This window comes from Ancylomarina subtilis, from assembly GCF_004217115.1.
In the GTDB taxonomy this organism is placed as follows: Bacteria; Bacteroidota; Bacteroidia; order Bacteroidales; family Marinifilaceae; genus Ancylomarina; species Ancylomarina subtilis.
The window spans coordinates 183,204-209,649 of sequence record NZ_SHKN01000004.1 but is presented as its reverse complement, the minus strand read 5'-3'; the positions used below and the strand labels follow the sequence as shown (position 1 = coordinate 209,649).

The 26,446-nt window shown below is 37.7% G+C and carries 17 protein-coding genes and 1 tRNA gene; 3 read left to right on the top strand and 15 right to left on the bottom strand.

The features are described from left to right. Positions 1-415 precede the first annotated feature (415 nt). A tRNA-Pro gene (locus EV201_RS14990) sits at positions 416-489 on the bottom strand. A gap of 167 nt (positions 490-656) precedes the next feature. After that, the gene (locus EV201_RS14985) at positions 657-1,850 is read right to left on the bottom strand and encodes a pyridoxal phosphate-dependent aminotransferase (protein ID WP_130308449.1); all 1,194 of its coding nucleotides are present in this window, start codon (positions 1,848-1,850) and stop codon (positions 657-659) included. A 177-nt stretch (positions 1,851-2,027) separates the two neighbouring features. On the opposite strand from EV201_RS14985, the gene EV201_RS14980 reads away from it, so the two are divergent. From EV201_RS14980 to EV201_RS14970, 3 genes are all read left to right on the top strand, one after another. Then, on the top strand, positions 2,028-2,540 hold the full coding sequence (locus tag EV201_RS14980) for a DUF7935 family protein (RefSeq protein WP_130308448.1): 513 nt from the start codon (positions 2,028-2,030) through the stop codon (positions 2,538-2,540). A gap of 92 nt (positions 2,541-2,632) precedes the next feature. Further along, entirely contained in the window at positions 2,633-3,961 is a 1,329-nt protein-coding gene (locus EV201_RS14975; protein WP_130308447.1) for a DEAD/DEAH box helicase, read from the top strand. Positions 3,962-4,117: 156 nt separating this feature from the next. Continuing rightward, positions 4,118-5,044, top strand: a complete 927-nt coding sequence (locus tag EV201_RS14970) for a CPBP family intramembrane glutamic endopeptidase (RefSeq protein ID WP_130308446.1) — start codon at positions 4,118-4,120, stop codon at positions 5,042-5,044. Positions 5,045-5,134: 90 nt separating this feature from the next. Here the strand turns inward: EV201_RS14970 and EV201_RS14965 are convergent, their stop codons facing one another. From EV201_RS14965 to EV201_RS14905, 13 genes are all read right to left on the bottom strand, one after another. Then, entirely contained in the window at positions 5,135-7,477 is a 2,343-nt protein-coding gene (locus tag EV201_RS14965) for a GH92 family glycosyl hydrolase (protein WP_130308445.1), read from the bottom strand. Positions 7,478-7,597: 120 nt separating this feature from the next. Then, complete coding sequence (locus EV201_RS14960) at positions 7,598-8,218, bottom strand: copper homeostasis protein CutC (RefSeq protein ID WP_130308444.1); 621 nt, start codon at positions 8,216-8,218, stop codon at positions 7,598-7,600. A gap of 13 nt (positions 8,219-8,231) precedes the next feature. Next, positions 8,232-9,314 (bottom strand): family 10 glycosylhydrolase, encoded by a 1,083-nt coding sequence (locus tag EV201_RS14955; RefSeq protein WP_130308443.1) that lies wholly within the window; start codon positions 9,312-9,314, stop codon positions 8,232-8,234. Positions 9,315-9,359: 45 nt separating this feature from the next. After that, a complete protein-coding gene (locus EV201_RS14950; RefSeq protein ID WP_130308442.1) occupies positions 9,360-10,337 on the bottom strand; it encodes a type I phosphomannose isomerase catalytic subunit in 978 nt (325 codons plus the stop codon). Positions 10,338-10,340: 3 nt separating this feature from the next. After that, positions 10,341-11,447, bottom strand: a complete 1,107-nt coding sequence (locus EV201_RS14945; protein ID WP_130308441.1) for a carbohydrate-binding family 9-like protein — start codon at positions 11,445-11,447, stop codon at positions 10,341-10,343. Between the two features lie 14 nt (positions 11,448-11,461). Further along, positions 11,462-14,095 (bottom strand): transglutaminase-like domain-containing protein, encoded by a 2,634-nt coding sequence (locus EV201_RS14940; protein ID WP_130308440.1) that lies wholly within the window; start codon positions 14,093-14,095, stop codon positions 11,462-11,464. A gap of 199 nt (positions 14,096-14,294) precedes the next feature. Beyond that, positions 14,295-15,263 carry a glycoside hydrolase family 130 protein gene (locus tag EV201_RS14935; protein WP_130308439.1) on the bottom strand — a complete coding sequence of 323 codons (969 nt, stop codon included), beginning with the start codon at positions 15,261-15,263 and terminating at the stop codon, positions 14,295-14,297. A 28-nt stretch (positions 15,264-15,291) separates the two neighbouring features. Further along, complete coding sequence (locus EV201_RS14930) at positions 15,292-16,572, bottom strand: MFS transporter (RefSeq protein WP_130308438.1); 1,281 nt, start codon at positions 16,570-16,572, stop codon at positions 15,292-15,294. 32 nt (positions 16,573-16,604) lie between these two features. After that, positions 16,605-18,839, bottom strand: a complete 2,235-nt coding sequence (locus tag EV201_RS14925; RefSeq protein WP_130308437.1) for a GH92 family glycosyl hydrolase — start codon at positions 18,837-18,839, stop codon at positions 16,605-16,607. 5 nt (positions 18,840-18,844) lie between these two features. Further along, entirely contained in the window at positions 18,845-20,878 is a 2,034-nt protein-coding gene (locus EV201_RS14920; protein ID WP_207224511.1) for a glycoside hydrolase family 97 protein, read from the bottom strand. A gap of 10 nt (positions 20,879-20,888) precedes the next feature. Then, complete coding sequence (locus EV201_RS14915; RefSeq protein WP_130308436.1) at positions 20,889-22,319, bottom strand: glycoside hydrolase family 125 protein; 1,431 nt, start codon at positions 22,317-22,319, stop codon at positions 20,889-20,891. A gap of 89 nt (positions 22,320-22,408) precedes the next feature. Continuing rightward, entirely contained in the window at positions 22,409-24,079 is a 1,671-nt protein-coding gene (locus tag EV201_RS14910) for a PNGase F N-terminal domain-containing protein (RefSeq protein ID WP_130308435.1), read from the bottom strand. A gap of 68 nt (positions 24,080-24,147) precedes the next feature. Next, on the bottom strand, positions 24,148-26,439 hold the full coding sequence (locus EV201_RS14905) for a GH92 family glycosyl hydrolase (protein ID WP_130308434.1): 2,292 nt from the start codon (positions 26,437-26,439) through the stop codon (positions 24,148-24,150). Between the last annotated feature and the right edge of the window lie 7 nt (positions 26,440-26,446).

The window sequence follows — 26,446 nt, the reverse complement described above, 5'->3', positions numbered from 1 at the left end:
AGCCTCAGTTCGTTCTGATCAGTCAGCCGAAATTACCTTGCCAGTTCCAGCTGGTAATGTTCATGTGTATGCATTTTTTGGAACGGCAGATGGAGGCCAATTTTCGCCTGATCTTTACTCTAAGATCATTTTATCTTAGAATTCCTCTAAATTCAAACTACTTTAAGCTGCTTCGTTATGCGTTGCAGCTTTTTGTTTTTTAAGAAGCAAAGTGAATGATTTATTGCAACCATGTTGCAACCGACAATTGGTGGTAACATTATTCGTTAAGTAGAAAGTGTGTGATTTTGTCGTGGTAATAATCTTTCAATTGATTTATCAAGACGATAGCTCTGCTTGCAAGTGTTGATTTTGCTGGTGTTTTTAGATGTATGAAAAAAGGGAAACTCTAATTAGAGTTTCCCTTTATGTTTCGTCGGGATGACAGGATTTGAACCTGCGACCCCTGGTCCCCCAGACCAGTACGCTACCGGACTGCGCCACATCCCGAATTGTTAGTACAAATATAGTTTCAGAATCATAAATCGCAAATAAAATAGGAAGATAAATATCAGGTTTTACTGATTGACTTATTTATTTTATTGATTTATATAAGTTTATCAAGCAAATAAAAAGCCACCTTTTTGAGGTGGCTTGATGTGTTCAATATTTTGTGATTAATTTAATTGTTCAATTGCTTTTTTAATTCTCGAAATTGCAGTTTTCATTATCTCTTCGCAGGTCGCGTATGATAATCGTAAGCAATTAGGCGCACCAAAAGCTTCTCCTGTAACCGTTGCAACTTTCGCTTCTTCGAGAAGATAAAGGCTTAAGTCTGTTGGGTTGTTAATTGTTTGTCCATTCCATTTTTTGCCAAATAGTTTTGAAACTTCAGGAAAAAAGTAGAATGCTCCATCAGGTTTTTTAATTTCAAATCCAGAGATTTCAGAAAGTAACTCAAAAGCAACTTCTCTTCTTTGTTTGAAGGCTGTTTTCATCTCTTGTGTGCACATCTGATCCCCATTGAAAGCTTCAACCGATGCCATTTGTGCGATAGTAGATGCACCCGAAGTCATTTGTCCCTGAAGTTTAGTACAAGCTTGCGCAATCCAAAGCGGAGCTGCAATATAGCCAATACGCCATCCAGTCATGGCATAGCCTTTTGACACGCCATTGATAATGACCACACGATCTTTTATTTCTTCAAATTGAGCCAAACTTTCGTGTGAACCTATATAGTTGATATGCTCGTATATTTCATCTGAAATAATAACAATCTCAGGATATTTTTCGAAAACCTGAGCAAGAGCCTTCAGTTCTTCTTTTGAGTAGACACTTCCAGTTGGATTATTAGGCGAACTAAATAGAAAGGCTTTGGTTTTAGGTGTTATGGCAGCTTCAAGTTGTTCTGGAGTGATTTTGAAATTCTGTTCGATACCTGCAGGAACAAAGACATTGATACCTTCTGCCAGTTTTACGATCTCAACATAACTCACCCAATATGGACTTGGAATTATAACTTCATCATCAGGATTAATAACTGACATGATGACGTTAAGAATGGATTGTTTTGCACCATTTGAAACGACAATTTGCTCTGGCGTATATTGCAGATGATTATCTCGTTTAAGTTTGTTGCAAATCGCTTTTCTTAATTCTAAGAAACCAGGAATTGGCGAATAGTATGAATAGTTGTTGACAATGGCATTGTGAGCAGCCTCTTTAATATGATCGGGAGTCTTAAAATCGGGTTCTCCTACACTTAAATTAATCACATCAATTCCTTGATCTTTCAGTTCTCTACTTTTTTGAGACATGCCAAGTGTTGGAGATAACTCCATTGAAGCGATGCGATTTGAAACCTTTAACATTCTTGGTTAATTTTAGGGATTTATAAAATTGCTTGATACTTTTGTGGTTGACAAATTTACATTTGAATTACAAATGTAATGTTTTTAAACACATTTCATATGTTGGGATGCATGTTTTCATATTTGATAATGTAAGTTGAAATTGATTTTATTATACTCATATACCTAATTACTACTATGCTTGATTTATTAAAATACACACTACCAGCCCTTGTTGTTTTTGCAACAGCTTATTTTTTGATAAAAGCATTGCTTGGGAAAGAAGAAAAGAAAATGAAATTAGACGTTTTCTTAAATAATCAAAAGGCAATTACACCAATACGATTGCAGGCATACGAAAGGCTTATTATCTTATTGGAAAGAATACATCCCGAATCTTTGGTTATTCGTGAAAATCAGCCCGACATGACCAATCAGCAACTTCATCAGGTTTTGCTCGGAATGATTAGAGGCGAATTTGAGCATAATTTATCTCAGCAATTGTATGTCACACCACAAGCATGGATGCTGATTAAGGCAGCTAAGGAAAGTTTGGTGCAATTGGTGAATTCTGAAGCGCTGCAATTGGTTCCAACGGATAGTTCTATAAATCTGAGTAAAGCCATCATTGAGGCGCATATGCAGGATAAGCAATCGGCGCACGCTAAAGCAATTGCATTTTTAAAAGAAGAAGTTCAAAGCTTATTTTAAAGCAGTGTTTTTGATTATAAAGTCTGTCAATATTAATCTACTCGGAATAAAATGACTACTTTTGCGCAAATTTCTACAAACAAAAAAAGAGTATGAGTTCATTTGACGACATCAAATTAAGTAAGCCAATTTTAAATGCCCTTATCGATGCAGGTTTCGATAAACCCACTTCGATTCAGCAAGAGGTTTTTTCGCCTGTTCGTTCGGGTAGAGACGTAATCGGTATAGCCCAAACCGGTACGGGAAAAACTTTGGCTTATCTGATGCCAATTCTGATGAAATTAGGCTATGCACAGGGAATGGATCCCAGGGCTTTAATCGTTGTTCCTACTCGAGAGTTGGTTGTTCAGGTTTGTGAAACCATTGAACTTTTGACGCCCTATATGAACATTAGAGCCTTAGGTCTTTATGGTGGTGTTAATATCAATACACAAAAGGAGAAGGTTTACGAAGGTGTGGATATTCTTGTTGCGACTCCGGGTCGTCTGATGGACATTTATATGACTCGAATTCTGAAGTTTACAAATATTAGAACTTTAGTGATTGATGAGGCTGATAAAATGATGGATTTGGGATTCATGCCTCAATTGAAGGCAATTTTCGAAATTCTTCCTGAAAAACATCAGAATCTGTTATTTTCTGCCACTTTCTCAGATATTGTAGCCAAACTATCGGACGATTTTTTATTATTACCTCAAAGAATTGAAGTGGCACCTCAGGCCAGTACAGTTAAAAATATCCATCAGAAACAATATCATGTTAAGAATGTCTTGAGTAAAGTCAGTCTTTTGAAATTTCTTTTGGAAGATAAAGAGGTTTTCAATAAGGTGATGATTTTTACCGAAACTAAGAAGAATGCGGATCGTATTGTTGATCGCTTAGAGGAAATGCTGGGTGACGATATGAGTGTTATTCACTCGAATAAAGCTCAGAATACCCGTCTGAATGCCTTGAATTCTTTTAGAGAGGGAAGAGCCAGAGTTCTTGTATCATCTGATGTTGCCGCTCGTGGTATTGATATCGAAAATGTGAGTCATGTGATCAACTTTGATATGCCAAGCAATTACGTGGAGTATGTTCACCGTGTGGGCCGTACAGGGCGTGCTGATAAAGAGGGGGTTGCCATTAGTTTTGTGAATGAGAAGGAAGAGGAGTTGATGGAAAAGGTTGAGGCATTAATTGGTCAGCCTGTTGCATTGGAAGAAATTCCTGAAGGCGTTGAGTTAACGTCTCAGCTTTTGGAAGACGAAAAGATTCAGACTCGAAATGTAAGAATCAAGTTAGCTGCTAAAAAGGGCAGTGGTTTCCATGAAAAGTCTGCCAAAAATTCTAAAACGCCATCCGGATCAAAGGGATTAATGAAGCAACGTGAGAATAGAAAGAGAAACGCCAAACGAAATGCTAAAAGGAAAAAGAAATAATTTTCTTAAAATATAAATCGTGTTATCGCTATACTTTATAGTTTAAGATCAGGATATCATCTAAAAACGCTCAATTCAACTGAGCGTTTTTTTTTGCTTTATATTATTTATATTAGGTTTGGATTTTAAAATATAGAATCGACTAAATCGTATAATATGAAATTTCTGGAACGTGCCTTAAAAGGCCCCAATGAGTGGTGGAAGTACCTATTACTTCCGATTATTGCATTTTTAATTGCGAATACTATTGGAGCCATACCATTGGGGATTGCTGCGATTTTTGGAGTAGTGAATGGCGGGGCTATGAATCCGGATAATCCTGGTGATTTGAGTGGATTGGGCCTTGACCCAAATCTGAGTTTATTTCTTTTGATGTTCCCATTTCTAGTTGGGCTGATCGGTTTTATTTTGGTTTTAAAACCCTTTCATAAACGAAATGTGAAAGAGGTTATTAATGGAACGCAAAGCATACGTTGGAACCGTTTTTTCTATTCGGCTGCTGTTTGGGCAATGATTTCCGGTTTGATGCTGCTTGTTGATTATTCAATAAATGCGGAGTATTTTGAGTTGAATTTAAATTGGTCTTTATTTCTTCCCTTAGTCATCATTTCCCTTTTGATTATTCCTTTTCAAACCACTTTCGAAGAAGTCATCTTTAGAGGTTATTTGGCTCAGGGTGTTGCCCGATGGACGCGAAACAGATGGCTGGTTGCCATATTACCTGCCATCGCCTTTGGTTTATTGCATGTTATGAACCCTGAAGTTAAGGAATATGGCTTTTGGATTACGATGCCTCAGTACATTATCTTTGGTTTAGTTTTTGGGCTGATGTCTGTACTTGACGATGGTATTGAAACGGCTATGGGAGCCCATGCTGCCAACAATATTTTTATCTCAATATTTGTAACAGCTAAAGCATCTGTTCTGCAAACACCGGCACTATTTGTCAACAATCATGTTGATCCGGTAAAAGATCTAATCGTCATGACACTTGCAGCTGTTCTTATCATCGCCATACTTGCAAAAAAATACAATTGGAATTTTGCGGTTTTAAACCAGAGGGTGGCGGGAGAAAAAGAGTAATAGTTTAAGGAAGGAAATAAAAAAAGGGAGCGTTCAGTTATTAAGACTGATATGCTCCCTTTTTGTGTATGGATTTAATTGCAAAGCAGTTTATTTGCTGCCTGTTGATTTGGGTTTTGAGTCAGGTTCAGTAGCCCATTTCTTATTCGGATGTTTGCTCATTTTGAATACCAATTCACCGCCTGTTACAATATCTTTATGATTGATATAGCTTTTATTCCAAACTTGTCCATTTAGAGTGACAGAGTGGATATATTTGTTCTTATCAGAGTAATTGAGTACTTTGATTACAAATGTTTTCCCATTTTCAAGATTCATTTTTGCTTCCTTAATTGAAGGCGCACCAATTACATATTGACCGGAACCGGGGCAGACAGGATAAAAGCCTAATGATGAAAAAATATACCATGCGGACATCTGACCACAATCATCGTTCCCGCATAAACCATCCGGTTTATTCAAATATTTTGTGTCCATTATTTGGTGAATGCGCTCTTGAGTTTTCCATGGTTTACCTGCCCAGTTGTATAAATAAGGTACATGATGACTAGGCTCATTCCCGTGAACATAGCCTCCCATTATTCCTTCTCTTGTAATATCCTCGTTATGTTCGAAATATTTATCCGGAATGTACATAGTAAATAATGAATCCAAATGTTGAGAAAAACGATTTTCACCACCCATTTTTTTAATTAGGCCACTTACATTTTGTGGAATGTATAAGGAGTAATTCCATGAGTTTCCTTCAATGAAACCTGCAGCGTGCGTATCCAAAGGATCGAAAGGTGCAACCCATTTGCCGTCTTTTGTTTTGGCTCTGATATAACCGGATGTATCATCAAAAAGGTTTTGCCAGTTCTCGGAACGTTTCAGGTATTCTTTTTCGATGTCAGATTCACCCAATGATTTGGCTAGTTGAGCTATGGTATAATCATCGTAAGCATATTCAAGAGTGATAGAAGCTCCAACTCTGCTGGTTTCGTGAGGAATGTAATCGTATTTTTTGTAATCTCCAATTCCATCATATTTGTTATAGTTTGCACTTGCAAGACAGGCTTCCAGTGCTTTTTTTGGATCAAATCCGCGTAAGCCATTTACCCAGGCATCTGCAATAACAGGTACAGCATGATAACCAATCATACACCAGTTTTCATTTCCAAAGTGGCTCCATATCGGTAAAATTTTATGGACACTTTGTTCATAATGAGCCAGCATGGAGTTAATCATATCTGTGGCACGTTTGGGTTGAATAATTGTAAGCAAAGGGTGTTGGGCTCTGTAGGTATCCCATAATGAAAACACAGTATAGTTGGTAAAGTCTTCAGCCTGATGAATGTTGTGGTCCAGGCCTCTGTATTTTCCATCCACATCCATATATACTACCGGGTTGATAAAGGAATGATAAAGAGATGTGTAAAATGTTGTCTTTTTTTCATTTGACGCACTTATAGCAATCTTGCTTAATTCATCATTCCAAGCGGCCTTTGTTTCTGCTCTTGTTTGATCAAAATCGAAATGCGGAATTTCTGCCTTTAGGTTCTTTAGAGCCCCTTCGGTACTCACTGCTGAAAGAGCAAATTTGATTTTTATCTGTTCATTTTTCTCAGTTGAAAAATCGAAATTGGCAGTTAATGCTTTACCCGCCATTTCCGGGAAATTCTTGGTCTCATCGAACTTTCTCCAGAAGCCATTATAAATGACTTTTTCATCATTTTGACAACCATAATTCTTAATTGGTTTAGAGAAGCTAATTGCAAAATATAGGTAGTTGGTGCGAGCCCAACCGCGAGTTATTCGATAGCCTGTTACTAAAGTATCGTTTTCAACCCTGAGAGTAGACCAGAGTACTTTTCCATCGTAATTGTAAATCCCATGATTAAGGTCTAAAATAATATGGGCATCATCCGTTTTAGGAAATGTGTATTGATGAAAACCGACACGTTGGGTGGCTGTTAACTCTGCTTTAATGTTATAATCATCTAATTCTACTGTATAGTAGCCAGGTTCTGCTTTTTCAGTCTCTTTACGATACATCGATCGGTAGCCATTTTTTGTATTCTCTATCGTTCCCGGGTTGTATTGTACTTTGCCAATTGTTGGCATAATTAAAAAATCTCCTAAGTCGGAGTGTCCAGTTCCGCTTAAATGGGTGTGACTGAAGCCAACAATAGATTTGTCGGTGTATTGGTAACCTGCACAATAGCGGTAGACATCTTTATTGTATTTGCCATTAGTTAAAAACAGGACGCTATCGGTATCGGGGCTTAATTGGATCATGCCGAAAGGGGCACAAGCGCCTGGAAATGTGTGTCCCATTTCTTGTGTCCCGATAAAGGGATCGACAAATTGTGTTAAATCTTTATCCTGAGCCTTAAGTTTTGTATATCCCAATATGCTTAGTGTAGCAATGAGAAAATAAGACAGATACTTCATAGTTGTTGATTTAGAGTTTTAATGTGTTTGTATGCCATGCTTTTTAAAAATCTGAAAAAGCATGGCAATACGGGTTGTTTAGTTATTTTTCTTGAGACAGATGGGGGATATCTTAATTTTTTATTCCTCAACAATTCGTCTTCCATGATAGGCTTTTGCCTTAAGATTATTGTGCAGCTTTTCAATATTGCTATGTGTGATTTTACCTGCTGGCATTATTTCAATTTTATCTGCAGATAAGTCAATCAGCGTTTTTAAGACAGATAAACCTTCTTCAGCAGAGTCTTTACCTCCTGAAGTTAGAATGGTTGATATTTTTCGGGTTTGTATTAGTTGTTGACAAGCCCGAATCATATTGGGTGTTTCATCTATTGCCTTGTGAATAACAACTTTCAAAGGGGATGCAGCTTGAGCTAGTTTTGTTATTGAAGCAATATTCAAAGTTTTGTCTGCATTCAGAATTCCAAATACGACAGCTTCAAGCTTTAAGTTCTTGCAATACTCAATTTGTGAAAGCATTATTTCAATTTCATTTTCAGAATAGCAAAAATCACCAGCTCTGGGCCGAATCATGACTCGAATTGGAATGTGTAGATTTGCTTTTACCTGACGAATTAATTCAAATGAAGGTGTGGTCCCACCTTCATTCAGATTTTCGCATAGTTCGATTCGGTCAGCGCCCAATTGTTCCGCTTTTATTGCTTCGTTCAAATTTTCGACACAGGCTTCTTTGATGTACATCAGGCAATGTGGTTTATAGGTTTAAGAGTTCCGTTTTTAACTTGATGAAAACGGCTTGCTGCTCCTCTGTTAAATCATCAGCGCTAAATATAGAAATTCCTTTAGCTCCTTTTTCTTTTGCAAGTCGAATGGCCTTTTCAAGATCAGCAGGTTCTCTTAAGCCAGGGCTGTACAGACCCGCAATAATCGGAAAATTAACATCTCTCACGCCTTGTTCTGTTGCAAAGCCAATCCAGTTAATATTTTCTCGATAGAAGTTTTGGTAAAGCATCGGATAGGCGGCGTCCAAATTCCAGTTGTTCCAGGCTTGTCTGACCATTTGACGAGCCATTTCAGGAAATGGAAATACGGCAGCAGTCATCTTTTGATTTTCTGAATGTGCAATTTCAACAAGTTCGTTTACTAAAGTTGTAATGGCATTCAATCTGTACTGACGCCATTCGGTACTTAATTCAGGATGTTCAAGCTCCATAGGATCTTTGTCGAACAGTTTTTTAAAACCTTCGCGAGCTATTGGATGGTAGCCAAAATCGTATTCGGGCATTTCGGTACTTTGTATCAAATTGTATTGGGGTTGGAGATCTGCTCCCAAAATTACATCTACATACCTCACATAGTCCAAGTGGATGGACGCAAGTCCCTTTATTTTAGCCAATTTCCTAACATTGTTTTTGATATATTCACGTGCTTCCGGATGAAAAGGACTTAACCATTGGTAATAGTCGACGTAAGCTCTGTATTCAAGCGAATTTTGACCATTTCGATTGACTGCATACCATTCCGGGTGTTTGTTTGCAATTGTATCATTGGGGCGGTTAAGTGTCCACATCCAGGCATGGATTTTAATTTTGAAATTTGTTGCCAATGCAACAATATCCGCCAGATGTTCGTGATTACCTCCAACCAAAACTTCAGAGATTCCAAGTTCACGAAAGTGTTTGAACCTGTTTTTCCAAACTGTCTTATCAAACGTTTTATCAGCATGTATCCATGTTGAAAAGGTAAATCTTGTATCAGTTTGATTCTGATTTTCCTTGTTTGTCTGGTTACATGAAATAAGAACCAGTCCGATTATGAGAATAAATAAATTTTTCATTTTTATAATTTTATCCGATTGTATCGGGACTTATAAATTAAGAGTTTAAATATATACTTCGAGACATTCAGCCTTACCCAAGGGAATAAGTGTTAGTTCTTTCAATTCAGCTGGAATTAAAATGCTTTCACCTTTTTTTACTGACGTTTTTTCTTTTCCCTTACAGCTAATTTCAAATTCACCATCCAGGCAAATATATATGACAAATGAATCCAGATTCGAATAATTACATCGTTTATTTTTGTCGAAAATTAGCTGATTGGTTGTAAAGTAATCGCATTGCACTAGCTCTGTTGTTTTATTAATTTCCGAAACATATTTTGTTGCATAGTTTTCTTCCATGCTATAATCGATAGCATCCAAAGCCAATTCGGTGTGAAGTTCTCTTGATTTCCCTTCTTTATCAACTCGGTTCCAGTCGTACATGCGGTAGGTGATGTCAGATGTTTGCTGTATTTCGGCTAAAAGAATGCCTTTCCCGATGGCATGAACGCGACCTGCCGGAATAAAATAACAAGAGCCATTCTGAACTTTTTCAAGGTTTAATATTTCTTCGAGTTTTCCTTCACTTAGTTTTTGCTGATAGCGTTTGGGATCTATTTCCTGGTTAAAGCCAACAATTAAGTTGGCATCCTTCTCAGCATCTAAAACGTACCACATTTCTGTTTTCCCAAATGAATTGTGACGTTTTTTTGCCAATTCATCATCAGGATGCACTTGAATAGAGAGTGCATCATCCGCATCGATGAATTTGATTAATAAAGGGAACTCTTTTCCAAATCTCTCAGAAACTTCTTTGCCAAGTAGACGACCTCCAAATTGATGAATCAGATCGTTCAGAGATTCTCCTTTTAGTTCGCCATTGCTTACAAGCGAAATGTCGTTTTTGACTCCGGAAATCTCCCAGCTCTCACCAATCTTCTTGTTTGAAGGAAAATCTTTTGAGAGAACTGAAACCAATTTGTTTCCTCCCCAGATTGTTTCTTTGGGAATGGGTTTGAATTTAATAGGATATAATTGCATGATTTATTTTTTTGAATTTAGAACACCTTCTTCGTTTATGATGAAGGTGTTATTTGTATCAGTATTATTGATCTCTACTGTAAAGCCAGTGTTTGTTTTTTTGTATGTGGTTTTGATGACTTTGTTCTCATCAAATTTGGCATTAAGGATTTGTGTATAGCCTGCTGGTTGTTTTAATAAATCGTTCAATTGTCCAAATCTGATAGCCCTGAATAGTGCATAGGCGATTTGTTTTACCAGAAGATCTTTATCGGTATTAAATACTACTGAATCGGTTTTTGCTTGCTTGGTAAATTGGAGATAAGCCCATTTTTCAGGTTCGTGCATATTGATAACTCTTTGAGGACTCCAAACCCAATTGTATTCGCTTAAATACTTTTCGTTTACTTTTTTTCGTTGATATTTTCCATCGATTAAATCATGTTCCCATTCCACACGCGAGAAGTTGATTCGCCACTGCTCACCATCAATGGGGATGTTTTTATTCAGATGTTTCTGATCGGCAATTTTTTGCAGAGGGATGGCAAATTCAACAGACCATTGTGTATCCGTATCATTGGCTTTGTTTAAAGTTCCTTGAATATGAATAGCTGATTTTAAACCCTCAATATTCCAGTTGTCGTTGGCCTTCCCTCCAACCCGATAAGGTTTATCTAGCGCTAAATCCCAAACGGTTCCCAGAGCATTAATCTCGATTTCAATATAATTGGTTGCCGTTCCGGATGGGTCTATAAAGATTTCAAAATCATTATTGTAGAATATAACCGTGTCTCTTTGTTTTAGGTTTCCCCAGATATGAGGTTCTTCTATTTGCGCATAGACATAAAGGTAGCTTGTATCCCAAAGCATTTTTACTTTGGTATCATATTTAGGTGTTTTTATCCCTTCAATATCGATAAAAGAGCTTGTGAATTGAGCTGATTCCCAGCTTAATTCATTCGCTTCGCCATCAATGACGATTGGTTCGTTTGTTTTAGAAACGATGTAGTGTTTAGGGATAACAATGCTATTGGAAACATCAATGAGTTGTGATGTTTCTTTTGTTTTTTTGTTCTGACACGATAGTGATATAAGTAAAAACAGGCTTGATAAGATGATATAATTTTTCATTATGATGTCGTGCTTTATTTTGTGAAAAGACAATGTTCTGGCGTTTGATCAAGTTCTCTGATGACATTTAGGATTTCGGGTCCAATATCAATTTTATAGCCTTTGTTTAGATAAACCACATCACCATTTTGTTTGATAATCGTGAAAACAGGATATTCGTTTTGTAAGGATTGGCCTGTCTTGGTTTCCAATTGAGTGATCAAATCTTCATTTTCAATAAACAAACATTGCTTGGGAAGCTTTTGATTTTGTTTATCAAAAGATTCAGTTTTTTTGGCTTGAGGAATTATAAAGACAATAGAAACGTCTGTGTTTTCGAATTCAGCTTTCAGTTTGTTAAAATCGACTAAAGCATGTTTTGTGGGTTCCTTATCCGGTGCCAGCCAGCCTAAAATCAAAAACTTTTCTTTAAATGAATTTTTCAGCGTCTCGTTTTTGTTGAGATCTAAATTGCAATAAACCTGGTTCTTAAAAGATATTTTCATGACTTCAACATCAACGGGTGTTGTTGTGTTTGCTTTAACTTCGAAAAACGAGAGTTTTGATAAGACACCACCATTCAGTTTTCGATTTGCAGTTGTAAGCATATAATGTCCCGTTTGCAAACGAATTTTAGAATCGAAACTTGAAAGTTTTTTCATGAAATCGAATTCTAAACTTTGATAGTCACCATTTTCAATTCGGGCAATTGTGAAGTTTTTATAATATTCAGGATCAATTTCGAATCCCTTTGATGTGTTATTAAGTTTGATATAGCCAAAGGTATTGGGAGATTCCTGTTTGCTGTTAAAATTGACATTTATCCAGTTGTTTTCTGAATAATACTGAGCTTTGAGTGTTGCAGGTTCTATGCGTGCAGGAATCCCATAAGTGCGACAAATTGCGACAAAAAGAATATCTCTGGAGCTTGGGTCAGTAATTTTAAGCTTAAGACTTCCTATTGGTGTTAAAGGAGTTTTGTAATAATTATCATGATCCGAAATCTGAATATTTTCGATTATCCACTTTTCAATTTGTTGCGGATTTCGTGAAGAATCCTGACTAAAAGAGGAGCTTAGATCCTTTAAAATAGAAGTTTTATATGGAGATAGAATTTCATTTTTGATTCTTGGATTCAGAACGTATTGGTTGAATAGATTCTTATCGGTAATTTTTTGAGACGAATTATTGATGTGATCCAGGAAAACAGATGCCGGCGTATCGTGTAAATCCTTATCGGATACGGCAGCAAGTAAAGGGAAAATCAAGTCTCTTTTTTCAGCTGGAACTTGTTTAATAAAGCTGATAATCTCAGCATAATTCCCTCTTGATTTCTTTAGATATTCCAGGCTTAGCTGCTCATCCATGTTTTGTTTTGCAGCAAATTCTTTGATGGCTTCATCTGATATAAAGGTGTTTTCGTAGGCTTTTCGAATTTTATCTTCGTTCTGTAGTTTTTTATCATTCTCGGCATTGTGTGGTGTCGAACGGCTTAAACCTCCATATTTGGATGGATTTAGATCGAAGTAATAATTTTCGCTCGAACGTGAATTTTGTTTTGAAAGAGTTAATTTCAGTGTTTTTGTTTGAGTCAGGTCGATATCCTTAAAAGCAAATAAACCATCCTTACTCGCCCAAATAAAAAGACTGCCAATGCCTGTTGTAAACTGACTAATCCCATCCGTATTTGTTTTTTTTGTGATAAGGGGATAGAATTCAGAATAGTTTAGAACCGAATAATGCACGTCAGCATTTGAAATTGGTTTACCATTTTCATCTTGTACGTGAATTGTTACTTCTTCTGTTTTTGTGTATTTCTCCAATAAATTTAATTCTGAGAAATTTTCGGTTTGATAGCTTACTCTTTCATTCCCCTTGTATTGCCCAAAAACTTTGGTATGTACCAACATGGCTTTTTTTGCTGATTGAGAAAACCATCCCAGATTCAATTCAGCTTCAGGCTCACAGGCTCCTACATAATGCCAAACGCCATCTACACAGATTTCAACCCAGGCATGGTTGTCGTCGCAGTGTGCCCATCTAGGCGTGTAGCACTGACGTGCAGGTATGCCGGCTGCGCGGTAGGCTGCAACTGTAAATGTCGATTCCTCACCACAGCGTCCTTTGGCATTTTTAACGGTAGCTAGTGGGGCAGAAGTTCTTATGTCTGAACCGATATAGGTAACCTTTTCGTGACACCAGTGATTGATTTCTAAGGCAGCTTCATGCATTGATAAGCCTTTTAACCGGACTTTTAATTCGTTGAAAAATACGAGTCTGGCAGAATCTAAATTTTCGTTATTGACCCGATAGGGTAATACAAAATGGCGGAAGTTATCTTCGGAGACCTTTTTCCCCCAAGGAAATTCATTTTGGGTTTTAAAAGCATATTGAACCTGTTGCAGAAAATATTTTCCCGAATAATCAGCTAAATCGTTTAACGGCATATAGGCGTATAGAAACATTAGGGCTTCTTTCTCTTTTAAAGTAAGCTGTTTGTCAAAGACATCCAATAATTCTGAATTACGATTTTGAAAGATCAGTTTTCGAGATTCAAATTTTGATATAATCTCGTTTCTATAATTGGTATCCTTAAGGAAATGTTCCTCTTCCTGGCTACAAGAAAAACTGATACAAATCAGGAGGATAAATATTAATTTTTTTATCATAATTCAGTCTAAAATGGCTTTATAAACGGTTGTGAGAAATATATTTTAATAATAGGATACCGATACGAATTTGAATGACCGAATTTTAAAATTTTCACTAGCCAAACGATTATCTAAAAAGGTTATCAAATTCTGTATCGGTTTTATTCAACCGGAATTAATTTCTAGTTGATATAGTCAGTTTGAGTTGATGTTTAATTTAAAGTGATTTTTGTTTTAAATGTTCGATGATTTCCGAAATGTAACCAAAGGATATGCCTACGACTGTATCGGCAGCTCCATAATAAACCGTAACCTTATCGTCATCAGTAAGTGCTGCGCAAGGGAAGACCACATTAGGCACATCGCCTGCTAGCTCATAGGGAGCAGCAGGTGCTAACAAGTAATCCTGCGAACGATACAATACTTTGTCCGGATTTTCCAGATCCAACAAGGCTGCACCCATTGAGTAACGAAAGCCATTACAGGTATTGATTACCCCATGATAAAAAAGCAACCAGCCTTCTGCGGTTTTAATCGGTACAGATCCCGCTCCAATTTTTGTACACTGCCAGGCACTTTTAGTGAAGTCAGCAACTTTCATGACACAGCGGTGCTCGCCCCAGTATTTCATATCCGGGCTGTAGCTGATGTAGATGTCGCCGAAAGGTGTATGTCCATTATCGCTGGGACGACTTAACATGGCATATTTACCATCAATTTTTTCCGGAAATAAAACCCCATTACGGTTGAATGGTAAGAATGCATTTTCACATTGATGAAATGTTTTAAAATCGTAAGTGTAGGCAATTCCAATTGTTGGTCCGTGATACCCATTGCACCAGGTTACCCAATAGCGGTCTTCAATCCAACACACACGCGGATCGTATTTGTAATCGGAGTCGATCATCGAGGTGTTCCCGGCGACCATTTCGATGGGATCGTGATTAATTTCCCAATGAATACCATCCTTACTAAAGCCTGCAAAGATGTTCATCTGAACGGATTTATTATCACATCGGAATACTCCGGCAAATCCGTCTTCAAATGGAACTACAGCACTGTTAAATATGCTATTTGATGAAGGGATATCATATCTTCCAACAACAGGATTTTTAGAATAACGCCACATGATATCATTGGAGCCATCGGGTCTGTTTTCCCAGGGGATTATCAATTTAGATTTCATTTTAAGATCTTTATTTAGTTGTATTATTTTATTCTATATCAGGATTATCGTTATGGATAAAAGGAACAAATTTGGCCGCGAAAAGAGCGGGTATTATAGCGACAAGAACACAAATGAAGAATAGCTTGTAGCCCAGCCAATCACTCATAAAGCCACTTAGCATTCCGGGAAACATGAAACCCAGATTCATGATTCCTGTTGCAAAGGCATAATGAGCCATCTTATATTTTCCAGGAGCAACTTGCTGCATCATAAATAGCATTAAACCCACAAAACCAAATCCGTAAACAAAGTATTCGACAACAACGGCTGAACCAATAAGATATAGATTAGTCGGGCGGTAGATGGCTAAAAGAGCATAAACCACAAACTGAATATTGAAGACACACACCAGGGTAAATAAGGATTTTTTTAGACCACGAGCAGCGATAAAATATCCGGCTAAAATAGAACCAAGGACAAAGGCTCCTGATCCGAACACCCCATAAATGAGTCCAATATCAGATGTACTGAGCCCAAGTCCCCCTTCAGAAATTGCAGCTTTGAAGAAGAGTGGCGCAATTTTTACGGCAAAACCTTCGGCAAAACGATAGACAATGATGAAGGCGATAAACCATCCGATATGTTTTTTCTGGAAAAAGGTTCTGATGACATCCCATAAGGTTTTAAAACCTTCGTTTAATGATTGTACTTCGCTGGAGGCGGTCCCTCCTGAAGGAAGCATTCGAATATGATACAAAGCCAGAGAGATCATGATCAGAGCATAGGTTAACATGACAGCCATCCAGGCATGTAGAACACCGAAATGTTTTTCCAATATTCCTGCTAAATAGACTAAAGCTCCGGCTGTTAATATCTTGGCAATATTATATGAAGCACCTTGCCAGCCAATATATTTGGCTTGTAGTTTACCGGAAAGGACACTTAAATAGACGCCATCGGTAGCAATATCGTGGGTTGCACCACTAAAGGCGACTATGGCAAGTAGGGCTATCGAATAGGAAAAAAAATGTTCCAAAGGCAATGAAATTGCGACTAAGGCAAACGTAATTCCGGTCACGAGTTGCGTTGCGACTACAAAATGCTTTTTTGTTTTAAACATCTCCAAAATAGGGCTCCAAAGGGGTTTTAATGTCCAGGGGAGCATGATGAGTGAGGTCCAGAATGCAATCAGAGAATCGGAAACCTCAAAGCTTTTGAACATGAGTACTGAGGCTTGTGCAATGGCAACAAAAGGAAGTCCCATTGCAAAATAGGCTGTTGGAATCCAGGTGGCCGGGTGTTTTTGTTTGGTTTTAGTAGATGACATTTGCTTTTTATAGTGTTTTATCGGATTCTGATTTATTTCTTTAGAAAGAATTCCAGTTTTCCTCCTTTGGTAATTGTATTGTGATTGATAAAATAGGAATCGTATTTTCGGTCATTCCACATGATTTTATGAATCAAATAGTCAGTTGTGTTGGCTTTATGATTGACTATTTCAAATTTGTCTCCCGAGTAATAGTTGGGATCAAGTTGAATGGTAATTTTATCGAACACAGGACTAACAAGCGCATAATCGGGATTTCCCGGACAAACAGGGTAGAAGCCCATCATGCTATAAATAAGCCAAGCCGATAGCGTTCCACAATCGTCGTTTCCGGGGATTCCATCAGGTGAATTTTTATAATAAGTGTTTATAAGGTTTCTGACTGCTTTTTGTGATCGCCACTCTTCTCCTTTCACAAAATTGAATAAATAGGGGTAATGAATATCAGGTTCATTAGCCATATCGAATTTGTTGTTGTCGAAAACAGATTGAAGCTTATTGATGAAAGATTTATTGCCCCCCATTAGTTTGCTTAAACCTTTAATATCGTGAGGGACACAAAAGGCATATTGCCAGGCAGTACCTTCATGAAATCCTGGAGAAGGCGCAAAGTTCTCACCCTCATCGGGATTGAAGTTTTTCAAAAATTGCCCATTCTCCAATTTTGGTCGGAGTAAGCCCGTTTCTTTGTCGAAGTAAGATTTATACCCTTGAGACTGTTTTAAGAATTTTTTGTAATCATTTGTTTTACCCAAATCTTTGGCAAATTGAGCCAAATTCCAATCAGCAATGTAATACTCAAGTGCATGTGAAACGGAATTGTCAAATTCTTCTTGCAATGGGACGTAGCCATGTGAAAGATAATGATCAATATCAGGCCTTAATTTATTTTTAGAACCTTCAGTAGTTGCTGATTTGTACATAGCTTCATAAGCCGTTTCCACATCAAAATCTTTTAATCCACGCATGTAAGTATCAACAATAACGGGGATTGCAGGATCACCTTCCATCACATGGGTTTCACGGCTGTTTAGCTCCCATTTAGGTAGCCAGCCACTTTCTTTATACATGTCGATCATAGAACGAACCATATCCAACTGTTCATTGGGATAAATCAAAGCCATTAAGGGATGGTAATTGCGATAAGTGTCCCACAAGGAGAAAACGGTATATCGGTTACAATCTTTTGATTCTTTTATTTCGAATGATTCCATGGCTGGATATTGCCCATTCACATCGTTGATGATGTTGGGATGAATCTGTGTGTGATATAGAGCCGTATAAAAAATACGTTTTTGGTCGTCAGTTCCTCCTTCTACCTTGATGCGGGATAGAATTTGATTCCAATCTTCAGAAGCTTCGAGTTTTGTTTTTTCAAAATCAAAATGGTTGGATTCAGCTTCCAGATTTAGTCTGGCATTTTCGATGCTAACATAGGAAACACCAACTTCGACGATTATGGTTTCATTGGCTTCTGTATTGAAGGTAAAATAGGTGCCAATATCACGGCCATTCATTGTCTGCATGAAGTTTTTGTAGTATTTGTACTTGCCACTTGTTTTGCTCCATGCAGCTTCAGCTTGCATTTCGGGCATCTTTTTCCAAGCTCCGAATTCTGAAGCAGGTTTATTGAACCGTGCAACAAAATAAACCAAACGTTCAGAACCATCATTATAACAAAAACTTCCGGTCATTCTTGAGCCTTCAATTTCCTGATTGTTCACAATACGAAGGCTTGCTCCAGTTTCATTGGTTAATCCTAATCCCAAATTCAGGAGAATATTTGATTTGCCTTTTGGAAAAGTGTATCGACTGATCCCTGTTCTTTGTGTGGCACTGACTTCAGCTTTTATATTGTATTTTTTGAGCTGGGTTTGGTAATATCCAGGTTTTGCATTTTGTTCACCCATGATCGATCCGTATTCTTTGGGATCAGCCTTAACTGGCCCTGTGGTTGGCATCAGTATAATGACTCCCAAATCAGGACAGCCAACTCCACTTAGGTTGACATGAGAAAAGCCGGTGAGATACGTATTGTCCGAAGAGTAGGGGGTGGACCACCAACGAGAGTCCTTATCAAAAGAATTGATATCGGAGCCACTTACATTGAATGGCGTCACAGAAACCATACCTCTTGGAAGGAGTGCGCCAGGATTGGTTGTGCCAAAATTACTGGAGCCAATAAAGGGATTGACATATTCTACATATTGAGCAAAGTTCGTTGAGTAGACTAGTAGAAATATAAAGATGCTATATAATCGTTTCATGATTCTTAGTTTATTTCAATCAATTCAATGGCTTGTCCGCCGCCTGCTGCCATTTTTATCCTTAAAACTGTATCTGAGTTTACTTCTGTGGAACTGATTGATATTGCTGTTGGGTTTTTATCCAGTGATGTTTGGTTATTATCTGAATATAGAGTGGTCTTGTATTGTTTGCCAGTTTCTAAAAAAGATAAATCCAGAGAAAGTGTTCTCGACTTTTCATCAGTCATAGCTCCTATATACCAGTTGTTGCCATTTTTTCGGGCTACTGCATAGTAATCACCAATTTCGGCAGCTAATACTTTTGAAGTGTCCCATTCAGAAGGCAGGTTTCTAAAAAATTGGAAAGCAGGCTGCCCCTCGTAATTCTCAATCATATCGGAAGCCATCTGAACAGGGGAATACAGACAAATCCAAAGTGCCAATTGTTTGGCAAGGGTTGTGTTGACTCTGCTGTTTCCGTTGTCGTTACTGTTCCATTTGGTGTATTCTTTTCTATTTTGATATAGAATATCAAATATGCCAGGCGTATAATCCAGAGGCCCCCCCAGACAGCGCGTGAAAGGAAGCATCACGTGATGTTCAGGTGGATTCCCTTCACTCCATCCGTTCCATTCCATGCCGCGAGCTCCTTCACGAGCCATCATATTGGGATAGGTACGACGAATACCTGTGGCCTTAATTGGTTCATGAGCATTGACCATTAATTTATATTTGGCAGCTGTTTCCAAAACTTTTCGATAGTGTTGAACCATTCGCTGACTGTGATGAAAATAGCCTTGAGGAATAGGTCCGGCATAACCCGTTTTTAAACTTCGGATACCAGCATCATGAAGTTTCTTCATAGCCTTTTCCATTTGTTGCTCGTAAAAGAAGATATCGCCACCCGTTTCATGGTGCCCAATCAATTCAATACCTCTTTTGTTTGCATACGCAACAATCTTGTCAAAATCGTAATCGGCATAAGGGGTAACTTGATCGAAGGCTTTAGGTTTGCCCCAATTCTCCCAACCGGTATTCCAGCCTTCAGCAAGTACGGCTTGAATATTATTCTCAGCAGCAAAATCGATATATTTAAACATATTGGCTGTTGTTGCACCATGCTTGGGTCCCATTGTCCAGGTTTCAACACCTAAATGCATGCCCCACCAAATTCCAATATACTTCATAGGCTGAATCCATGATATCTCCTCTAGTTTACAAGGCTCATTTAGGTTAAGAATCAAATTTGATTCAATCAACTGAGCTGCATTTTGTGTCACAGTAATTGTTCTCCATGGGGAAACAAGAGTTTTTTTTGCTTTTACTTTAGCCCCATCTGGCCAGGGAACCAAATTACATGAGAAACTTGTTCCTTTAGTTTGCTTCAAGGTCATGCCTGCATAATTGGTCAGGTTTGCCTCATGAATACTCATGTGAATTCCAGACCTGGTGCGCAAAGTCAATGGTGTATTGGCATCTTTTACGTCGCTTAGATTGCTGGTCCGATACAACATTTCATATGACTCATAATTAGCAGGAATAGACCAGGCTGTGGCATCATTTGCAAAATTGAATTCGGTAAGCTCATTCATTACCACAATTTCATCTATCCCATTTTGTTTTGGAATTTCACAGCGAAACCCAAGCCCATCGTTATAAAGCTTAAAATAGATGTTCATCGTTTTCCCATTGGTGTTTTCGAGTTTTACCAATAGCTGTTTAAAATTGTCCCGAATCTTATTATTTTCTCCCCAAACAGGTTCCCATATCTCATCTTTATGGCTTCTTTCGGTTTTGACAATTTTGAATGAATGTGAGAATGAATCATCATTTTTTAATAAGAATCCCAGTTTTGATGGTTTTATCAACTGAGTTTTAAAGCCCTCTAGTTGATAATACATTTCGCCCTTTTTGTTTATACTAAACAAAAGGTTGAGGTTCTCATCCGGAGAAGCCAAGCTCACTTCCCTTTTAGTACTGCATGAAATGGTGCAGAGTAAAAAGACTAATAAAGAAGCCCGAGTTATGAGAGTGTATAATTTTATGGAGGCGGATTTCATTGATTATCAGTTAAATTGTGGCTAATAGATTTGGTCTCTCTTTGTAGAGTTTAAGAATCAGTTCTCCGAAAAGGGTGTTAGCCCAGGCAAACCACGAACGGGAGAATTTCTCAGGATTGTCTTTGTGGAAAGTTTCGTGCATGAAGCCTGTTCCAGCATGTGTTTTTATAAGCATTTCGATGCAAGACTTAATTTCATCATCATCAGTTGATGTCATGGCTCGCATAATGATGCTCATTGGCCAAATCATATCTAAACCGACATGGGGTCCCCCAACGCCTTCGGCAACTTTCCCTTTAAAAAACCAAGGGTTACTTTTACTCAATACAAAGTTTCGGGTGTTTTTATAAATCGGATTGTCTAAGTCCATCACGCCTAAATAGGGTAATGAGAGCAGATTTGGAATGTTGGCATCATCCATAAACATTTGGTTGCCGAAACCATCCGCTTCGAAGGCCATTATTTCTCCGAAATCGAGATGTTCGCTAATTGCATATTTATCAAGAGCGGTCTCTACCTCTTTGGCCAAATCTTTAGCTTCTTTGGCCAATGATTTTTTCACTCCAAGTGACAGAAGCATTTCCGACATCTGTTTAAGAGAGACAACAGCAAAATAATTCGATGGAATCAGGAATGGGAATAGTGTGGCATCATCTGATGGTCGAAAGGATGAAACAATCAATCCAACAGGATTAATGGGATTACCAAAGCCCACACCCGGTAAATTATCATAGAATCGGTCTGTCACTCTTAAGAATGAATAGGAGCCCTGATTATTTTTTCGTTGCTGATCTTTAAAGGTATCAACGATAATTTGCATGGCATTTTGCCAGGTGGCATCGAAACATACTGTATCACCTGTAGTTTTCCAGTAGTGGTAAGCCAATCGGATTGGGTAACAAAGTGAATCTATTTCCCATTTACGTTCGTAAATTTCAGGCTTCATATCTGTGACATCAGTATCCCAATGGCCTTTTTGAACTTTATCAAAATTGAAGGCATTGGCAAATGGATCAATGTTGATGCATTTGGCCTGACGATTGATTAATCCTCTGAATAATTTCTTGAGATCTTTGTCGTCTTCTACCAGAGGGAGATAGGGCCATACTTGTGCCGTTGAATCACGTAGCCACATGGCATCAATATCACCTGTAATAACGAATGAATCGGGTTTGCCATCAATCTCAGAATATTTTACTGTTGTATCCAAAGTATTTGGGAAACAGTTTTCGAACATCCAGCCCAATTCTTGATTATTGATTGATCTTTTAATTTTATTAATAGTCTTATCAACCGCTTTACTTACGAATTTTCGTTCCGATTGTTTTGGGCGGTTTGATATATATATTAAGTCTTTAGATAATGCAAAACTTTGGCCACCTGCCAAAAGTAAGCCTCCTGTAAAAAGCATGGAGTTTTTAAGAAAATTTCGTCTCTTCATGTTATCCGTTTTTTGATATATCTGTTTTGATTTGAATTTTTTATTTAAAATTCAACAGACTATGAAATCTTATTTTAGATTCTGTATGTTTACTTGTTTCCAACCAGGATTCCGGAAACACTCCAGTGATTAAAACTGGAACCTTCGTCATCGCCTTGATCAATAGCGACCTTGATAATATGTTTTCCTTTTTTTAAGTTGGCTAATGGAATATAAAAAGGTTGCGTTAAGGTGGCCGGGCACCAATTTGAACGACTTAAATCACTACTTGATAGACCATTGCCAAAGTTTCCTGAAGCAGGATTCGACATGCGATAAGTGCTGCAATCGCATCGCCAGGGGATATGTTTGAAAATCAATTCATCATCAATAAAAACTTGATTGAGTTTTGGAACGAATTCATCCCCATTGCCCCAACCACCATGACCTGTGCTTGTAAATAATAGTTGTGGATTTTTGATGTCATCTGTTATATCAAAGGTCATTGTTAGCGTGTCGTTTTTAAACATTCGACCATAATTTTGTCCTTGAGCTTCCATGATGTTTAGTGTGTAAAACAAGGGCTTAATAAATTTTTCTTTAACCGAAGAGTTCTCAAAAGGAGGGTAGTAATCCAGTTCTAAACTCACTTTATGCCCCCCTTTATCATAGTTGCCAATAAAAACACCAATCCAAATTTCATTCTTATTGTCAGGGATTAGTTCGGTGATGTCCTGTTTATAGACTACAGAGTCTTGCCAATTATAGCTATTAATAGGGCGTTTGTTATTAAAATAGCCCACGCCAAACGAAGTGAAAAATCGCATCAATTCAGTAGGTACGGTATAATTTTCAGTGCTAATAACACCTTGATATTCATTGCCTCGCTTGTCTAAATAAACGGGCAATTGATCTAAGCCATTTTTTAAGGCAGTCAGTATCGATTTCTTATTATCATCGGCAAGAGTAAAGACACAACCGGTTCTATCATAAGCATCTCCATTCGACCAATTGGTGAGTTTTGCAAATACATTTCCTCCCGGACTCATTTTAGGCATTTTTATCTTTTTCATGATAACGGTCCCTTTTGAAAAACGATAGGTGTGGTTGCATATTTCTTCTGTTGGGTTTTCTATTACGCCTTGAAAATTAATTTGTTCTTTATCGAATACCGGAATGGTTGTATATCTTGATTTAATAATCAGTTCACGATATTCCGCTTGATTTATTTCAGGCAGATTTTCTTGAGGGTATTGCATGGTAGCTTTTTCAAAATCAATCGATTTTGCCTGAATGGTATAATTGCCATTTGCCTCATATTTAAGAATTAGTCCATTTTCAATAATTGCTGATAGCGAGGGTGATGCTTTAAATTTGGTTTCAGTGGTGTACCAAACGTTAATTCTATTGGAGAAAATTAAAAAGCTGGCCTTTTTACATTCGTAGCCCAGTATGGTTTGCTTTTCATCAGTTTCTTTAGCTTCGGCTAATTCCGAAAATGGGTTTCTTTGCTTGTATTGTATTGAATCGATATTAAGAACTTTAACGACAGCTTTGGAATTGTAATCGATGAAAAAGCTCTCTATTTTAGAGGGGTTCGATAATTTTACAAATCCATTTGCACAAGTTAGTACGATTTCCTTATCAGGAATAAGGTTACCTCTGTTGTATTGTTGGTATGTGATTTTGACTAACTTCTCTTTTTTGTTATTCTTTCCTTCAACCGAATTGAAAAGAAAACTGATTAAACAGAATATTAATAATAGGGACTTTATTTTCATAGGTATATGTCTTATAGGCGTTTAAAATCAAGCTATAAGTCTGAATCCTATAGCTTGATTTTAAATATTTAGTTTGTCATTGATGATGGGTAAGCACTTTTCCCGGTTCCTCTTTTCAAGTTAGGATGCTCTGACATTTCAAAATCGAGTGTTCCCCCTTTTAGGATATCTTGATGCTTGATGTAATTAAATTCATAATTTTTTTGATTCAGCTTGATGCTGTTTATGTAAATATTTTCTTTGGTGTTTTCACTTGAATTTATAGTGAATGTTTTACCATTAGTAAGGCTTAAACTGACTTTTTTGAATAGGGGAGAACCAAAAACATATTCGTCTCTACCAGGACAAACCGGATAAAATCCCATTGCACTGAATACATACCATGCAGAAGTCTGCCCATTGTCTTCGTCACCACAATAGCCATCAGGTTGTGGCGTATAAAGCCTATCCATAACTTCTCTGATATGAGATTGTGTTTTCCAGGGTTGACCTGCATAATTGTACAGGTAGATCATGTGCTGAATGGGTTGATTTCCGTGTGCATAATTCCCCATATTCGCAATTTGCATCTCACGGATTTCATGAATGGTAAAACCATAGTATGACGCATCGAATTTTGGAGGCATATTAAATACGCCATCCAAAGTTGATGTGAATTTATCTTCACCGCCCATTAAATCGATTAAGCCCTTTACATCATGAAAAACAGACCAGGTGTAGTGCAAACTGTTTCCTTCTGTAAAGGCATCACCCCATTTTAAAGGATTAAAAGGTGTTTGGAATATGCCATCTTCATTTTTTCCACGCATTAAACCCGTTTCGGAGTCGAATACGTTTCTGAAATTCTGAGCTCTTTTGGCAAATAAATCAATCTCTTTTTGAGGACGTTTTAATTCAATCGCTAACTTCCAGATACAAAAATCAGCATAGGCGTATTCCAATGTTCTTGCGGTATTTTCATTTACCCCTACATTGTAGGGAACATAGCCGAGTTTGTTATAGTATTCAGCCCCAAAACGACCGACTGAAGTAATGTCTTTGTTGTAGGATTCGGTATTTTTTAAAATGGCTTTGTAAAGGGTTTCAATGTCATACCCCCGAATTCCTTTTAAATATGAATCTGCAATTAGTGATGCCGAGTTCGATCCAATCATACATCCTCTGTGACCAGGACTTGCCCACTCGGGTAACCAACCGCTTTCTTTGTAAGTATTGGCCAACCCTTCCATAATCTGAGCATTTAAATCAGGATACATTAGGGTAAAAAATGGAAAGACAGCCCGGAACGTATCCCAAAAGCCATTATCAGTAAACATGTAACCGGGTAGTACTTTACCATTGTAAGGACTGTAATGAACAACTTTATTTTGATCATCAATTTCGTGAAACTTACGAGGGAATAATAAAACGCGATACAAGCAAGAGTAAAATGTTTTAAGCTGATCATCAGTTCCGCCTTCAACTTTAATACGTGAAAGTTCTTTATTCCATGCCAGTTTGGCTTCTTCTAAAACCTGATCAAAATTCTTTTTCCCGATTTCACGATCCAAATTCAATTGTGCCTGCTCGGGGCTGATAAAGGATGAGGCAACTTTGACATGAACTTGTTCACCTTTTTTTGTTTTGAAACCGATGATTGCTCCAACATGATCCCCTGTTGCTTCTTTTGAGTTCTGTTTTAAGTTATCGCCATTCCAAGTGTGTGTCAGTTCAAAGTCCTTATCAAACTCGGCAACAAAATAGTTGTGGAAGTTATCGGGAACACCACCACTGTTATTACGACAGTAACCTATTATTTTTCTTTGTTCAGGCAGAATTTTCACCTCTGATCCTTTAAAAAATCCATCTAAAAGGATGTACGAATTTTTATTCTCAGGAAATGTGAATTGGAACATCGCGGCTCTTTCGGTTGGCGTTAGCTCAACACTTACATCGTAATCTGCAAGATAAACTTTATAATAATTGGGTTTCGAGATTTCAGCTTTGTGTGAAAACCACGAAGCTCTTTCGTCTTCTTTAAATTTTAAATCACCCGTTACAGCCATAAATGAAAAGGCTGCATAGTCATTGATCCATGGACTGGGTTGGTGAGTTTGTTTGATTCCCCTAATGGTTTTTGCATCATAAGCATAACACCAGCCATCTCCCATTTTTCCTGTTTGCGGGGTCCAAAAATTCATGGCCCAGGGCAAAGCCACTGCGGGGTAGGTATTCCCGTTGGATAGGCTATAATCAGAATCTGTTCCCATTAGAGGATTGACCCAATCAACCAATGACGAATTTTGATTAATTTCTTTTGCAGGTTGACAAGCTGTTAGCAGTGTCGCAAAGGTGATTATTAAGATTTGTATTTTATTCATGGTTCTA